Origin of the sequence: Streptomyces sp. Q6 (assembly GCF_036967205.1) — a bacterium.
Lineage (GTDB): Bacteria > Actinomycetota > Actinomycetes > Streptomycetales > Streptomycetaceae > Streptomyces > Streptomyces citrinus.
The window spans coordinates 247,125-261,606 of record NZ_CP146022.1 but is presented as its reverse complement, the minus strand read 5'-3'; the positions used below and the strand labels follow the sequence as shown (position 1 = coordinate 261,606).

Sequence of the window (14,482 nt, the reverse complement as noted above, 5' to 3'; positions counted from 1 at the left end):
CGCGTTCGTCCGGCCCGTCAGGCTGAGCACGGCCGAGATCTTCGAGCCGACACCTTCGAGTCCGCACCGTCCAGTCGACGGTTTCGAGCGGGAGAAGAGGACCTGGCGTGACACCGGTCGAACGGCAGCCTTCGATGACCAGCAGCAACCCCGTACTCGCCCGACCGCAGTTCGCTCGGCGCGGTGGGCCGAAGACGGCGGCCAGGGACCCCCGGTCGGGGATGGCCGTCGCGCCGGGCCGGACCACGGCAGTCCCTGGCCCGATCCGCGATGACGATCTCGCACCCCTGCCCCTCCCCGTCGCCGACCTGATGACGATGGACTCCGTCGTCGCCCGTGCCGCACTGGGGCTCGCGTCGAGCACCCTCGCTGCCGTGGTGTCGTGGACCCTGCTGGAGCACGTTCCGATCGGTACGGCCGCGGCCTACGGCATCACCACCGGTACCGGGCTGGCAGGCACCGCACTCGTCTGGATACAGCGCCGCAGGAATCTTCTCTCGCCGGCCATGACCCTGACGTTCGCCGTGGTCCAGGGTGTGTTCCTCGCGGCGCTTTCGGCGTCCGTCTCGCGCCACCTCGCACCAGGTGTCCTCGTGCAGTTGGTGCTGGGGACGATGGCCGGTTGTGCCGGGGTCCTCGCCGCTCGGGCCCTCCACTGGATGCGGGCAGGTCGCCGCTTCGTGCCGCTCGCCGGAGCCGGGCTCCTCGGACTGGGGTTCCTCGCCCTCGCCGACGTGGTCCTGTTTCCCCTCCTGTACGCCGACGGGCTCGGCCTGAGCACCCCTGGTCTCGGAGTCTGCGCGGGCCTCGTGGGCGTCGCCCTGGCGGCGTCCTTCCTGTCCCTGCACCTCGGGAAGGTCGTGGACGGCATCACGTGCGGTGCGCCCGGAAACCTGTCCTGGACAGCCGCGTTCGGGCTCACTTTGACCCTGACCTGGTTGTACGTGGAGACGATCAGGCTGTTCACGCTCTACCCGTCGGATGAGCTCTACTGACGGCCCGCCGCCACGCGAAAGGACCGGCCCCCGGGGAAGGGGCCGGTCCTTTCGTACATCCAGCAGATACTTCAGGGGGACGGGCGGGCGGCGTCAGGGGGTCCGGGTTCCGGCCGTTTCCGCGCTCGCCTGGTTCGCGTTCCAGGCGGTGAGGATGCGCAGGGCATCGTGGGAAGGGCTGCCGGCCTCGGCGGTCAGCACCATCAGACGTTGACCGGAGCCGTCGGATCCGGACCACGTGTCGCAGTCCAGGGTGAGGTCGCCGACCAGAGGGTGGCGGTAGTGCTTGGTGCCGGACGTCGCGCTGTTCACGCGGTGCTCGGCCCACCACCTGCCGAAGTCGCTGTCCCGCAGGGTCAAGTCGCCGACCAGCCGTGCGAGTTCGGGGTCGTCGGGATCGGTGCCGGCCTCCATCCGTACCGCGGCGACCGCGTCGCGGGCGTCGTGTTCCCACTCCCGGTGCAGGGCCCTGATCGCGGGGTGGCTGAACATCAGGCGCAGGTAGTTGCGGTGGGCCACCGGGATCGCGGCGAAGTCGGTGTAGAGCGCGACGGCGGAGACGTTCCACGCCAGGACGTCCAGGCGCCTGCCGAGGACGAGAGCGGGCGTCTGCGTGAGCTGGGCCAGCAGGCGCCGCAGGGCGGGCCGTACCTCCTGGACGGGAGGGCGTGTGCGGCGCGGCCGGTCGTCCGTGCGCCCCGCCACTTCGTAGAGGTAGCGCTCCTGGTCCTCGTCGAGGCGCAGGGCGCGCGACAGAGTGTCGAGGACGGACGCGGAAGCGCGGACGCGGCCCTGTTCGAGCCGGGTGTAGTAGTCCACGCTGATCGCGGCGAGCCGGGCGACCTCCTCGCGTCGCAGCCCGGCGACCCGGCGGGAGTCCGTCTCGGGCAGGCCGCACTCGCTCGGGCACAGCTCGGCCCGGCGGGCCTTGAGGAACTCCCCGAGCCTGCGGGCGCTGGTGTGCGTGTTCATGCGGTCGTTCTCCCGTCTGCCGTGATCCGCGCGCCTGTGCCGGCGCCGGGTGATCGGGACGCGTGCACCCGGCGTGTGTGACGGGTGATCGTCGTTCGCGCGTCCCGCGTGTGTGTCCGGTGATCGTCGTTCGTGCGTCCGGCGCCGTGTCCGGGTGATGTCCTCGACGCGGCCCGGGGCGGCGGGACCGTACGTCCCGCCGCCCTCGGAGGCGTCAGTGGACGGTGGCGCGGGCGGCCCGCTCGATCACGTCCGTCACCAGGCGGGGGTGGGAGACGGCGACCGAGTGGGACGCGGCGACCTCGGTGGTGTGCGCGTGGGCGCGCTCGGTCATGAAGCGCTGCACCGCGACGGGGATGTTGAGATCGTCGGTGGTGACGACGGCCCAACTGGGCTTGGCCTTCCAGGCCGCCGTGGTGGCCTTCTCCTCCAGAGCGGCCTGGGCGATGGGCCGCTGCCCCGCGGCCATCAGGGCGGCCTGCTTCGTGGACACGTCGGCGGCGAACTGGTGGCGGAACTTGTCCTGCTGGATGTAGAGGTCGGTAGTGGTGGACCCGTCTGCCTGCTGGTAGGTGACCGGGTCGAGGGCGTCGGGGAGCGTGGAGCCCGGGTACTTGCCGGTGAGTTCCAGGGCGCTCTCGCCGGGGGCGGGCAGGAAGGCCGCGACGTACACCAGGGCCTTGACCTCGGGGTCGCCGGTGGCGGCCTCGCTGATCACGTTGCCGCCGTAGGAGTGGCCCACGAGGATCTTCGGGCCCTTGACGTGGTCGAGGACCGTGCGCAGGGCGGCCGCGTCGGAGGCAGGGCCGCGCAGCGGGTTGGCCGCGGCGACGACCGGGTAGCCGTCGGCGCGCAGATCGGCGATGACACCGTTCCAGCTGGAGGCGTCGGCGAAGGCGCCGTGCTCCAGAACGACGGTCGGCTTGGCGTGCCGGTCGGCGTCGGTGGCCTTGACGGCCCCGGTCGCGCCGTTGGCGGTGCCGCTGAGGGCGATCGCGCCGAACACGAGCCCCGCCGCGGCCACCGCGACCGCGCCGGTGGTCAGCGGCTTGCGGCCGCCCTTGTTGCTCATCATGGGAAATCCTTTCAGACACTTCGGAATGGGGGTGGAGGGCCAGGTCGACGACGACCGACCATCACCCCTCTAGATGGTGATGCAATGTGCCATGCCTATGGTCACTGGTCAAGACGGTGACTTGGCGCGGGGGCTCGGGCGACGTAGGAACCGGTCCCTACCGGTCGGGAGCGCCGTCGCGCGGCGCGACGGCGCCCGTGGCGGCGCGAAGGGGCGCTACTTCGCCCAGGGGTCGCGCACGATGATGTCCGCCAGCGCCGCGGCGCAGCCGGCCAGTATCCGTTCGCCCTTCTCCGCGGTCGCCACCCGAGCGTCGCCCGCGACCCCGGTCCGCGTGATCCGGTCGAAGGGCACGGCCATGAACAACGGTTCGGTGGACTCCGCCGGCAGGGTGATCCGTGGCCCGTGCGCCTCCGCCAGGTGCTCGTCGCGGATCAGGTCGGGGTGGGCCGCCATCATCATCGACGTCTCGCCCTCGCACGCGTGCATGAGACCGCTCTGGCTCTCCAGGGTGTCCCGCACGACCTCCCGTCCGGCGCCGAAGTAGCTGGCGAAGGCGATCGGCGTGGACAACTCCACGGTCAGCTCGGTCGTGAGCGCGTTGAGGGCGGTCATGTTCCCGCCGTGCCCGTTGGCGATCAGGATGCGGGAGAAACCGACCCGGACCACGGACCGGCAGAGGTCACGCAGCAACGCGTGCAGCGTCGGCAGGCTGAGCGTGAGGGTGCCGCCGAAGGGCATGTGGTGCTCCGACAGCCCTGTGGGGATCGACGGAGTGACCACCACGTCGGTGTGCTCGGCTGCGAGTGTCGCCGCTCGATGACAGACCTCCGTGGCGAGGAAGTCGTCGACGCCGGTGGGGAGATGGGGCCCGTGCTGCTCGGTGGCCCCGATGGGTACGAGCACCACCGCGTCCTGCGCCGCGAGGGCACGCAGCTCGGCGGCGGTCAGTCGGTTCCACTGGACTTCGCTCATCTAGGACTCCTCCTGGACGGGGCCGACACGGTGTGCGGCACCGGGCCGGAGGCGGGTGAGGGGATCTCAGAGGTGGTCGGCGTCGACGACGGCCTGGGCGAAGACGGTGGGCGCCTCCTGCGGCAGGTTGTGTCCGATGTCCGCGATCGTGCGGTGCAGGTACGGGCCGGTGAAGTGGCCGCGGTAGGCGGAACCGTCGCCCGGCGCCGTGAAGGGGTCGAGGGCCGCGTCGAGGGTGACGGTCGGCACCTGGATGGGAGGCTGGGCCGCGAGCAGCTTCTCGTAGCGGTCGTAGCGGCGCTCACCCTCGATGAGGCCGATCCGCCAGCGGTAGTTGTAGAGCACGATGGCGGCGTAGTCGGGGTTCTTGAAGGCCTCGGCGGTACGGTCGAAGACGGCGTCCGAGAAGCTCCAGTTCGGGGAGACCAGCGTCCATACGTATCGGCACAGCGCGATGCGCTCCTTCTCGTCCTCCATCGCCTTCTTGCCGCGCTCGCTGGCGAAGTACCACTGGTACCACCAGTTGTGCTCGACGGCCGGGAGGGCGGGTTCGAGCTGCGCCTTGACGTTGGTGATCAGGTAACCGCCGGTGGAGACCATGGACTTGACGCGCTCCGGCCACAGGGCGGCGATGATGTCCGCGGTACGCGAGCCCCAGTCGAAGCCGGCGAGGGTGGCCTTCGGAATCTTGAGCGCGTCCATGAACGCGATGATGTCCAGGGCGATGGCCGACTGCTCGGCCGTGCGCGGGGTCCGGCTGGACAGGAAACGTGTGCTGCCGTGACCGCGCAGGTAGGGGACGAGGACGCGATAGCCCTGGTCGGCGAGGAGCGGGGCGACGTCGACGTAGCTGTGGATGTCGTACGGCCAGCCGTGCAGCAGGAGGACGACCGGGCCGTGGGCCGGTCCGAGCTCCGCGTAACTGACCTCCAGGACACCCGCCTTGACGTGCTTGAGCGTCGTGAACTCGGTGTGCGTGCCCGGTGCGATGGTGGGCACCGTGGGGGCGGTGGAGCCGTCGGGGCCGTACGAGGCGCTCGAGGCGGACGCGTTGCCCTGGAGGCCGGCCAGCGATACGGCGGCCGCGCCGGTACCCAGTCCGACCGCCTTGGTGAAGGTGCGCCTGTCGATCATGTCGAAGCCTCTCGTGTGTGAACGTCGCCCGGAACGGGCTGGCGACACACACTCTCGCCCGCCGCGAAGGCCCATGCATCCGTCAGATGACGGTCGGGCGGGAGTGCGACACCGGGCAGTCATTCGACTGAGGGAGAAACGTGTCTCCACGGACCGGCACACCCATCGAGAGATGCTGTGAGGGGGAGCATCACTCACTCATCGCCCCTGGTGTGTGCAATGTGCTGCCACAAGTGCTACATTTAAGTGACAGTTAAGAAGGGCGCCCAACCGGCCAGCACGGGAAGAGAGAGCGCACATGATCACCTACGACCGGCTTTTCATCGGCGGATCCTGGGTCGAGCCGAGCGACACCGAACTGCTCGACATCGTCTCGCCGCACGACCAGTCCCTGATCGGACGTGTGGCCCAGGCGCGGCCGGCGGACATCGACCGGGCTGTGGCCGCGGCCCGAGCGTCGTTCGACGGGGGTGAGTGGCGGCTGACCCCTCCGGCGGAGCGGATCGCGCTGTTGCGCAGGTTCAACGCGCTGCGCGAGGAGAACGCCGAGAAGGCCGCCCACCTGATCTCCCTGGAGAGCGGCTCCGCGGGCTGGTTCACCCGGGCCGGGCAGCCCGGCCTGACCCGCCAGGCGAACGCCTACCTGAAGGCGGCCGAGGAGTTTGCCTGGGAGGAGACCCTCGCCCCCTCGGACCCGTCGTCCCCGGCACGCAGCGTCGTGCGCCGCGAAGCCGTCGGCGTCGTGGCCGCCGTGATCCCGTGGAACTCACCCTTCTCCTCGGCCACCTCCAAGATCATCCCCGCGTTGCTCGCGGGCAACTCCGTGGTCCTCAAGGTGTCTCCGGAGAACTCGCTGAGCATGGGCTTCCTCGCCGAGCTGCTCCAGCGGGTGGGCCTGCCCGAGGGAGTCGTCAGCGTGCTGCCCGCGGACCGGGAGACCAGCGAGCACCTGGTGTCGCACCCGGACGTCGACAAGATCGCCTTCACCGGCTCGACCCGCGCAGGGCGCCGCATCGCCTCGATCGCGGGCGAACAGCTCAAGCGGGTCAGCCTGGAACTGGGCGGCAAGTCGGCGGCCGTCATCCTGCCCGACGCCGACATCGAGAAGGCCGTCGCGGGCCTGAAGTTCGGCTCCCTGCTCAACAACGGCGAGTCGTGCATCGCCCAGACCCGCATCCTGGCCCCGCGCGAGACGTACGAAGAAGTCGTGACCGCCCTCAAGGACCTGGTCGGATCACTGAAGGTCGGCGACCCCGACGACCCCGACACCTTCATCGGCCCGATGATCCGCCCCGACCAGCAGAAGCGGGTCCGCGACTACATCCAGCTCGGTATCGAGGAAGGCGCCCGCCTCGTCGTCGGCGGTCCGCAGATCCCCGAGGGCCTGGAGCGGGGCAACTACGTGACCCCCACCGTCTTCGCCGACGTCGACAACTCCATGCGGATCGCGCAGGAGGAGATCTTCGGCCCGGTCCTCGTCGTCATCGCCTACGACGACGAGGACGACGCCGTCCGTATCGCCAACGACTCCGAGTACGGCCTGTCCGGCGGCGTCTGGTCCCGCGACGAGGAGCACGCCCTCGCCGTCGCCCGCCGCATCCGTACCGGCACCGTCACGGTCAACGGCGCCTCCGTCGCCTTCGACGGCCCGTTCGGCGGCTTCAAGTCCAGCGGCATCGGTCGCGAGTACGGCGCGGTCGGCCTCGGCACCTACACCGAGTACAAGACCGTCACCGTCTGAACCGGTGAGCGCGGCAGAGTGCGGGTGACCGGGGCTGGCAGGGGTGTCGTTCCGGAAAGCGGACGGGCGGCCCCCGTCATGGAGGCCGCCCGTCTGTCGTACGAGTGGAGCTACGGCTCAGAGCTACGGCTCGGAGCTACGGCTCGGAGCTACGAGTCAGGTCTGTTCAGGCTGCGGGTCAGAGCACCGCGTTGTCGGCGGCGCCCGGGAAGTCGGTGCTGAAGGCCAGCTCCCGGCCGGCCTCGAACTCGGCCCGCAACTGGTCGAGCTTGACGCCGATACGCCGCTGGGCGTCGCTGCCCAGCACGACCCAGTGTGCGGGCTTCGGAGCGGTCACCGCCCGAAGGATCGCCTCGGCTGCCCGCTCCGGGTCGCCCGGGAACATCTCCGGCGTCAGGCTGCCCATCATCGTGCGGAACGCGCCGGCCGTGGCCGCGTAGTCCGCGATGGCCTCGCCGGAGACCTTCGTCCGGTTCTCGATGCCGGTGCGGAAGGAACCGGGCTGGATGATCATCGCGTGCAGGCCGATCGGTTCGATCTCCTGCCACAGGGCCTCGGTGAAGCCCTCCAGCGCGAACTTGCTGGCCGAGTAGTAGCCGTTCGCGGGCAGGCTCGCCAGGCCGTCCATCGAGGAGACGTTGACGACGGTGCCGGTGCGCCGCGCGCGCATCCCGGGCAGCACGGCCCGGGTGAGGGCGACCGCGCCGAAGAAGTTGACCTCGAACAGCCCGCGGTAGTCGCTCTCCTCCTGTTCCTCAAGGGCGCCCACGAAGTCGATGGCGGCGTTGTTGACGAGGACGTCGATGCCGCCGAAACGTTCCTCGGCGGCGCGCACGCCCGCCAGCCGGTCCCCGGCGTCGGTGACGTCGAGCTTCACCGCGAGCGCGGTCTGCGGGTATCGCGCGGCCAGTTCGGCGGTGGCCTGGGTCGAGCTGGCGGTCGCCACCACCTGGTCGCCCTGAGCCAGGACGTGCTCGGCGAGGGCCTTGCCGAGTCCGCTGGAAGCGCCGGTGATGAGCCAGGTCCTACGAGACATGGAGTGATCTCCTTCGAACGATGAGAGGTGGGACGTAGGGGAGCAGGGAAGGGCGGAGGGGATGAGGGGAGGGAATGGGGTAGTGGTGGGTGTGACCCTCACTCGCCGGCCGGGAAGTCCGCGGCGCCGCTGGCCGCGGCCCACTTCCGCGTCTCCGCGGCGCGCGCCTCGCCGGCCTCCAGCGCCATGGACACGGCCTGGGCGCCGAGGAGGAGGCGGCGCGGCGGGTCGTCGTCGCGTACGACGTCGATGAGCACCCGGGCCGCGCGGACCGGGTCCCCGGGCTGCGTGCCGTTGTTCTCCGCCCGGTACTTGTTCATGGCGCCGACGGTCTCCTCGTAGTCGGCGCCCACCGTGTGGAGCTCCATCGACGCGCCCTGCCAGTCGGTCCGGAACGCGCCGGGCTCGACGATGACGACGTTCACACCGAACGGGGCGACCTCGCTGGCCAGGACCTCGGAGAAGCCCTCCACCGCGAACTTGGCGCTCTGGTAGGCGCCCATGCCCGGAGTGCCGCCGACCCGTCCGCCGAGCGACGAGAACTGTACGAACGTCCCGGCGCGCCGCCCGCGCAGTACGGGGAGTGCGGCTCGGGTGACGTTCACGACCCCGAAGAAGTTCGCCTCGAACTGGGCGCGGAAGTCGTCCTCCGTCATCTCCTCGATGGGGCCGCTGTTGGCGTAGCCGGCGTTGTTCACGACCACATCCAGCCGGCCGAAGGCAGCGAGGCCCGCCTGTACCGCGTCGCGTGCGGCGGCCGGGTCGGTGACGTCCAGAGCCGTCACGCACACCCGGTCGCCGTGGCGAGCGACCAGATCCGCCAGCTGCTCCGGCCGACGGGCCGTCGCCACGAGCTGGTCACCGGCCGCCAGTACCGCTTCCGCCAAGGCGCGCCCGAAACCTCGGGAAGCGCCGGTGATCAACCATGTCGTAGCCATGAGACTGCCTTTCGTGTCTGTTGCCGTAGGGGAGGGGGAGCCGGTGCGGCTGCTCCCACTCTGCTTCCGGCGTCGGCATCGGTCCTCCGTCGATTGGCTGCGAGCGGCCGGCGCCGGCCGGGCGCGAGGCCGAGGCAGGTAAGTCATTGAACTGATGTCGGTATGCCGCATGACTGCACATGTGTGTCCAGGCTCGCCTTCGCGGCACACCCTGGCGTAGACATGTTCCAACCGAGGCGCACACAGCGGCAGTTGCCGTGCCGGCCAAGGTGACAGTCACTGGGGTACTCATCGAGGAGCGAGCCATGCCCGACGACAATCAGGAACCGTTGACGACGGCGGCCGGTGCGCCGATCCCCGACAACCAGAATTCCCTCACGGCCGGCCCGCGCGGTCCGATCCTCCTCCAGGACGTGTGGCTCCTGGAGAAGCTGGCCCACTTCGACCGTGAGGTCATCCCGGAGCGCCGGATGCACGCCAAGGGATCGGGCGCGTTCGGCACGTTCACGGTGACGCGGGACATCACGCGGTACACGAGCGCGGACCTCTTCTCCGAAGTCGGCAAGAGGACAGACCTGTTCGCCCGGTTCTCGACCGTCGCCGGTGAGCGGGGAGCGGCCGACGCGGAGCGGGACATCCGCGGTTTCGCCCTGAAGTTCTACACCGACGAAGGCAACTGGGATCTGGTCGGCAACAACACCCCGGTGTTCTTCTTCCGCGACCCGCTGAAGTTCCCCGACCTGAACCACGCGGTCAAGCGCGACCCGCGCACCAACCTCCGCGACGCCGAGAACAACTGGGACTTCTGGACGAGCCTCCCCGAGGCCCTGCACCAGGTCACCATCGTGATGTCCGAGCGCGGCATCCCCGCCTCGTACCGGCACATGCACGGCTTCGGCTCGCACACCTACAGCCTGGTCAACGCCGACGGTGAGCGGTTCTGGGTTAAGTTCCACCACCGCACCCGGCAGGGCATCAGGAACCTCACCGACGCCGAGGCAGAAACCCTCATCGGCAACGACCGCGAGTCCCATCAGCGCGACCTCTTCGACGCGATCGAACGCGGTGACTTCCCGAAGTGGAAACTCTTCATCCAGGTCATGCCGGAAGCCGACGCGGCGAACTACCGCTTCCACCCCTTCGACCTCACCAAAGTCTGGTCGAAGAAGGACTATCCGTTGATCGAGGTCGGCGAGTGGGAGCTCGATCGCAACCCCGACAACTACTTCGCGGACGTCGAGCAGGTCGCTTTCACCCCGGCGAACGTCGTCCCGGGCATCGGCTTCTCCCCGGACCGTATGCTCCAGGGCCGCCTCTTCGCCTACGGCGACGCCCAGCGCTACCGCCTCGGCGTGAACCACCACCAGATCCCGGTCAACGCCGCGAAGAACCCGGTGAACTCGTACCACCGCGACGGCGCCATGCGCGTCGACCGCAACCAGGGATCGACCCCGGGCGTCGAGCCCAACTCGTACGGGCGCTGGCGGGAACAGCCCGCGTATCGCGAGCCCGGCCGGCCCGTGGGCGCCGTCGCCGACCACTTCGACCACCGAGCGGACGACGACAACTACTTCGAGCAGCCCGGCGACCTCTTCCGTCTGATGAGTCCTGAGCAGCGGCAGGCCCTCTTCGACAACACGGCACGCGCGATCGACGGCGCGTCGCAGCGGACCGTCGAACGGCACATCGCCCACTGCGCGCAGGCCGACCCGGCCTACGGAGAAGGCGTTCGCAAGGCCATCGAGGCCCTGGCGGCAGCCACCCGCCTCTGATCCCGGGCCTGGCCCCGAGAGGCCGCACAGCCCGAAGCGCACGAAGTGGCCGTCCCAAAGTAACCGCCTTGACAGGTGATGCACGGCGTTGCCATGATTGAGTCACCACTTCAACCGGTGACGTGCAAGGCGTTCGATGTAGTCACGGACATCGTTCGATCCAGACCCATCAGACCCATCAGACCCATCAGGCCCGTCAAGCCCGTCAGATTCACGGAACCCGCCAGACCTAAGGGAGAGCAGTAGCCATGGCAGTCACGTACACCGCCGTTGTCGACGTCGACGGAGAAGGCCGGAACGGCGGACATGTCCGCTCCTCCGACAGCCTGCTGGAGACGAGTCTCGCCGTCCCCAAGCAGCTCGGTGGCGCGGGTGGCGCGACCAACCCCGAACAACTCCTCGCCGCCGGCTGGGCCGGCTGCTTCCTCGGTGCCCTGCGCCGCGCGGCCGCTTCCCGCAAGATACGACTGACCAGCACCACCATCACCGCCGAGATCACTCTCACCCACGGGGACGACGGTGAGTTCTCCCTCTCCGCGGTTCTCCGCCCCGTCCTCGGCGGCGTCGACCGGGCCACGGCACAGGAGCTCGCCCTGGCCGCGCACGAGATCTGCCCGTACTCCAAGGCCTTGCGCGGCAACATCCCCATCGTCATCGACGCCGACGCGGCTGCTTCCTGATCCACCCCTGGACCGGCGGGTCCCGTGTCTTACCCCCCAACCCCCTCGCGGGGCCCGCCACCCTTCTTCATTTCCACCCATTCCGCAGACCGATGAGCGAGGGCAGGACATGGCATCTCAGGCGCACGCATACGGACGGACCGTCAGACACGGTCGTCACACGGCGAAGGGCGCGGCGAAGCAGACGGTGAAAGGCGCGGCGAAGGGTGCCACCGCGGAGTCTCTGCCCCAGCGTGAGGCGACGCCCGAAGGGCATGCCCGGCCGACGGACGTACAGGTGTGGAACTGGGCGGAGAGCGCGGTGCTGTTCGGATACGGCCCGACGGCCTCACCGTTCCTCTGAGATTTCCCGGGGGTCTTCGCCGTCCTACTTGACCAGCGTGTACATCACGGAGCGCTGCTGCTTGTGCCGCTGGACACGCCCCTTGGCGACGAGCGACTCAAGGGTGTTCCGTACGACCTGCGGTGTGGGATTGCGGTCAGGGTGCTTCTTCAGGAGTTCGTCCCGCAGTTCCTTCGCCAGGCGGGGCTCCTCGTACTTCCCGAGCAGCTTCATGAGCAGGTCGCCGAGCAGGGCCTGACGCGGCTTCCCCTCCGCGGCCGCCTTTGCCGGTGTACCCGCCGACGCGGTCTTCGCCGACGAGGTGCGTCGCGAAGTGTCCCCGGCCGGGGTCTGCTTCGTCCTCGACTTCGGCTTCGCCGCGACCTGCTCGTCCTGCGATTGCTCGGGCAGGCGGGACGCGTCGGTGAAGCCTTCGTACCGCTCGGCGAGACTGATGATGTCGCGCAGGAGTGCCTCCTCCTGCTTCAACATCGAGATCCTCTCCTTCAGCTCCTGCTGGAGGCGGCGGTTCTCTTCCAGGTCCGATGCGGCTTGCTCGACGTACCGCGACCGGAGCGCGGCGGCTGACTGACTGGTCACAACCGGTTCACTCCCTCGAAATGGCTGACGTTGCGCATGGTACCCATGTCAAGGATGCCGCGCAGATAAGTGTCGACGCCGGATAGTTCGTCTGGCATGTTCGCCCCTCACGATAGGGGCTGATGTGCCAGAGCACGCAGGAAAGGTTGACACTTCCTCAACCTTCCGAGGTCCGGCGACGTGGCGCGTCGGCGAGTGAGCGTGTCACCGGGCCCTGACCCGGCACGCACATCGTGTACATCACGCACGGCGCACCCGGCGTCCATGACCTCACGGACATGTGTCGGATCGCGTCGGCCGCGGAGAAACATACATGGATTCAGCGGGCGAACATGTCGTTCGGACATGCTTGCGTACGGTGACGGAGAGACGCGCACCATGACGGATCAGCGGCCCACCCTGGTTCTCGTTCCGGGAGCCTGGCATCTGCCGTCCCCCTGTGACCTGATGCGCGGGGAGCCGGCGGCCTTTGTGCTTGCCGGACGTCGACGAGTCCATGGACACCCTGCTCGGCGTTCCGGAACCCGAGACTGTGAAGGGCATGTTCCCGATCGGATCCGACCCGCGCGCACAGCTCTCCGCGGACGTTCCGTCGTATCGCCACGGGGCACTCCCCGTGCCTGTCCCCCCGCGGAACTGGCCGCTCTCCTCGACGAGATCGTCCGCGCCTGACGCCTCCTGCCGAACCGTGAACATCACCGTTCCGGACGGTGAAGTCACCACCTTGGGCGCGCACTTCACCGTGCTCGTCCGCGCACGAGACCGTCACCACCTCATAGGAAAGGAGTACTGACATGTCGGAAACACCGAAGCGGAAGGCCGCCGAAGGCGCACCGGTGGGACGGCGCGCGATGCTGGGCGTGCTCGCCGCCGGGGTCGCGGGGCTAGCCGCCGCACCCTATCTCCAGCGCGGTTGGGAGGGGTTCCTCGGAGCCGCCTCGCAGGTGGACCCCACCGGCGCGACCGGACTGCTGCCCAATCCCGGCGGCTTCCGGTACTACAGCATCGTCGGCTCGGTACCGCACAAGGATGAGACGAACTACCGACTCCGGGTCACGGGATTGGTGGACAAGCCCAGGAGCTACACCCTCGGCCAGCTGCGCGCGATGCCGCAGACCCGGGTCGTCCACGACGTCGTCTGTACCGATGGATGGCGCGTGGAGAAGACACCGTTCGACGGTGTGAGGCTGGCGGACATCCTCGACGACGCCGGGGTGCGTTCCCCGGGCGCTGCGATCCGCTTCACCTGCTTCGACGGCGCCTACAGCGAGAGCCTCACCCTGGAACAGGCCCGTCGCTCCGACGTCCTGGTCGCGCTGAACATGCAGGACAAGCCGATCACCCACGAACACGGCGGCCCCGTCCGCCTCTACGTGGCCCCCATGTACTTCTACAAGTCGGCCAAGTGGCTGTCCGGCATTTCGGTCACCGACACGGTCGTACCCGGCTACTGGGAGGAGCGCGGTTATGCGGTCGACGGCTGGCTCGAAGGCGCCGACCGGCACAGCGATGCGGCCTGAACCGTCCGGTACGGAGACGCGGCCTGAACCGTCTGGCACGGAGACGCGGCCCGAACCGTCCGGTACGGCGATGCGGTCTGAATCGTCCGGAAGGGTAAGGCGGTTCAGTGTCGCCGAGCGCTGGATCCACCGGACCACCGGCTGGCTGATGCTGGTGTGCCTGGCCACCGCCGCCTGTCTGTACCTCGGGCCGCTGGCCCAACTCGTCGGACGGCGGCACTTGATGGTGACCCTCCACGAGTGGTCCGGCATCTGTCTGCCTCTGCCCTTTCTGCTGGGACTCTCCTCCCGCGCCTTCCGAGCGGATCTCCGCCGGATCAACCGTTTCGCCGTGTACGACCACCAGTGGCTGCGTGCCGTACGGGACCGCCGAACCTCCCCCGAGGCACGGCCGGCAGGCAAGTTCAACGCGGGACAGAAGCTCTACGCGGGCTGGATCGCGGGCGCCGTGCTCGTGATGATGTTCACCGGACTGCTGATGTGGTTCATGGGGCTGGTGCCCTTCATCTCCCGCACCAGCGCGATCTTCGTCCACGACCTGCTGGCCTGGGCGATCACCTTCGTCCTGCTCGGACACATCCGTAAGGCCCGGCAGGACCCGGAGGCGCTGCTCGGGATGCGTACCGGGTATGTCAGCCGAACGTGGGCGCAGCGGCACCACGCGAGGTGGGTGCGGGAGGAGCACACGTCATCGTCCACGACCGTCGAATGACCTAGGCGCC

At 69.1% G+C, this 14,482-nt stretch carries 13 protein-coding genes; 6 read left to right on the top strand and 7 right to left on the bottom strand.

Annotated elements, in window-relative coordinates; genetic code table 11:
* Window positions 1-134 precede the first annotated feature (134 nt).
* Window positions 135-995, top strand: coding sequence for a Bax inhibitor-1/YccA family membrane protein (locus V2W30_RS01360; protein ID WP_338692902.1), 861 nt, complete (start codon window positions 135-137; stop codon window positions 993-995).
* 93 nt (window positions 996-1,088) lie between these two features.
* On the opposite strand, the gene V2W30_RS01355 is transcribed toward V2W30_RS01360, so the two are convergent.
* From V2W30_RS01355 to V2W30_RS01340, 4 genes are all read right to left on the bottom strand, one after another.
* Entirely contained in the window at window positions 1,089-1,967 is an 879-nt protein-coding gene (locus V2W30_RS01355) for a helix-turn-helix domain-containing protein (protein WP_338692901.1), read from the bottom strand.
* Between the two features lie 214 nt (window positions 1,968-2,181).
* The gene (locus tag V2W30_RS01350; RefSeq protein WP_338692900.1) at window positions 2,182-3,042 is read right to left on the bottom strand and encodes an alpha/beta hydrolase; all 861 of its coding nucleotides are present in this window, start codon (window positions 3,040-3,042) and stop codon (window positions 2,182-2,184) included.
* Between the two features lie 216 nt (window positions 3,043-3,258).
* Window positions 3,259-4,017 carry a creatininase family protein gene (locus tag V2W30_RS01345; protein ID WP_338692898.1) on the bottom strand — a complete coding sequence of 253 codons (759 nt, stop codon included), beginning with the start codon at window positions 4,015-4,017 and terminating at the stop codon, window positions 3,259-3,261.
* A 66-nt stretch (window positions 4,018-4,083) separates the two neighbouring features.
* Window positions 4,084-5,151, bottom strand: coding sequence for an alpha/beta hydrolase (locus V2W30_RS01340; protein ID WP_338692897.1), 1,068 nt, complete (start codon window positions 5,149-5,151; stop codon window positions 4,084-4,086).
* A gap of 298 nt (window positions 5,152-5,449) precedes the next feature.
* Between V2W30_RS01340 and V2W30_RS01335 the strand changes: the two genes are divergently transcribed.
* The gene (locus tag V2W30_RS01335) at window positions 5,450-6,892 is read left to right on the top strand and encodes an aldehyde dehydrogenase (RefSeq protein WP_338692895.1); all 1,443 of its coding nucleotides are present in this window, start codon (window positions 5,450-5,452) and stop codon (window positions 6,890-6,892) included.
* 178 nt (window positions 6,893-7,070) lie between these two features.
* Here the strand turns inward: V2W30_RS01335 and V2W30_RS01330 are convergent, their stop codons facing one another.
* Complete coding sequence (locus V2W30_RS01330) at window positions 7,071-7,928, bottom strand: oxidoreductase (RefSeq protein ID WP_338692893.1); 858 nt, start codon at window positions 7,926-7,928, stop codon at window positions 7,071-7,073.
* Window positions 7,929-8,026: 98 nt separating this feature from the next.
* Entirely contained in the window at window positions 8,027-8,866 is an 840-nt protein-coding gene (locus V2W30_RS01325; RefSeq protein ID WP_338692892.1) for an oxidoreductase, read from the bottom strand.
* A 305-nt stretch (window positions 8,867-9,171) separates the two neighbouring features.
* On the opposite strand from V2W30_RS01325, the gene V2W30_RS01320 reads away from it, so the two are divergent.
* Window positions 9,172-10,638, top strand: coding sequence for a catalase (locus V2W30_RS01320; RefSeq protein ID WP_338692890.1), 1,467 nt, complete (start codon window positions 9,172-9,174; stop codon window positions 10,636-10,638).
* Window positions 10,639-10,886: 248 nt separating this feature from the next.
* Window positions 10,887-11,318, top strand: a complete 432-nt coding sequence (locus V2W30_RS01315) for an Ohr family peroxiredoxin (protein ID WP_338692889.1) — start codon at window positions 10,887-10,889, stop codon at window positions 11,316-11,318.
* Window positions 11,319-11,685: 367 nt separating this feature from the next.
* Here V2W30_RS01315 and V2W30_RS01310 read toward each other — a convergent pair whose 3' ends face one another.
* Window positions 11,686-12,240: a hypothetical protein gene (locus V2W30_RS01310; protein ID WP_338692888.1), complete on the bottom strand. Its 555-nt coding sequence runs from the start codon at window positions 12,238-12,240 to the stop codon at window positions 11,686-11,688.
* Between the two features lie 851 nt (window positions 12,241-13,091).
* Here V2W30_RS01310 and V2W30_RS01305 point away from each other — a divergent pair.
* Both V2W30_RS01305 and V2W30_RS01300 read left to right on the top strand, forming a co-directional pair.
* On the top strand, window positions 13,092-13,760 hold the full coding sequence (locus V2W30_RS01305; RefSeq protein ID WP_425244654.1) for a molybdopterin-dependent oxidoreductase: 669 nt from the start codon (window positions 13,092-13,094) through the stop codon (window positions 13,758-13,760).
* A complete protein-coding gene (locus V2W30_RS01300) occupies window positions 13,708-14,472 on the top strand; it encodes a cytochrome b/b6 domain-containing protein (protein ID WP_425244464.1) in 765 nt (254 codons plus the stop codon). The genes V2W30_RS01305 and V2W30_RS01300 overlap by 53 nt, the downstream gene beginning before the upstream one ends.
* The last annotated feature ends 10 nt before the right edge of the window (window positions 14,473-14,482 follow it).

Bases quoted from the DNA above. Each gene is read 5' to 3' on its own strand.
- V2W30_RS01355 (WP_338692901.1), bottom strand. From the start codon at position 1,967: ATGAACACGCACACCAGCGCCCGCAGGCTCGGGGAGTTCCTCAAGGCC.
- V2W30_RS01330 (WP_338692893.1), bottom strand. From the start codon at position 7,928: ATGTCTCGTAGGACCTGGCTCATCACCGGCGCTTCCAGCGGACTCGGC.
- V2W30_RS01340 (WP_338692897.1), bottom strand. From the start codon at position 5,151: ATGATCGACAGGCGCACCTTCACCAAGGCGGTCGGACTGGGTACCGGC.
- V2W30_RS01360 (WP_338692902.1), top strand. From the start codon at position 135: ATGACCAGCAGCAACCCCGTACTCGCCCGACCGCAGTTCGCTCGGCGC.
- V2W30_RS01325 (WP_338692892.1), bottom strand. From the start codon at position 8,866: ATGGCTACGACATGGTTGATCACCGGCGCTTCCCGAGGTTTCGGGCGC.
- V2W30_RS01350 (WP_338692900.1), bottom strand. From the start codon at position 3,042: ATGATGAGCAACAAGGGCGGCCGCAAGCCGCTGACCACCGGCGCGGTC.
- V2W30_RS01345 (WP_338692898.1), bottom strand. From the start codon at position 4,017: ATGAGCGAAGTCCAGTGGAACCGACTGACCGCCGCCGAGCTGCGTGCC.
- V2W30_RS01320 (WP_338692890.1), top strand. From the start codon at position 9,172: ATGCCCGACGACAATCAGGAACCGTTGACGACGGCGGCCGGTGCGCCG.
- V2W30_RS01300 (WP_425244464.1), top strand. From the start codon at position 13,708: ATGCGGTCGACGGCTGGCTCGAAGGCGCCGACCGGCACAGCGATGCGG.
- V2W30_RS01335 (WP_338692895.1), top strand. From the start codon at position 5,450: ATGATCACCTACGACCGGCTTTTCATCGGCGGATCCTGGGTCGAGCCG.
- V2W30_RS01315 (WP_338692889.1), top strand. From the start codon at position 10,887: ATGGCAGTCACGTACACCGCCGTTGTCGACGTCGACGGAGAAGGCCGG.
- V2W30_RS01305 (WP_425244654.1), top strand. From the start codon at position 13,092: ATGCTGGGCGTGCTCGCCGCCGGGGTCGCGGGGCTAGCCGCCGCACCC.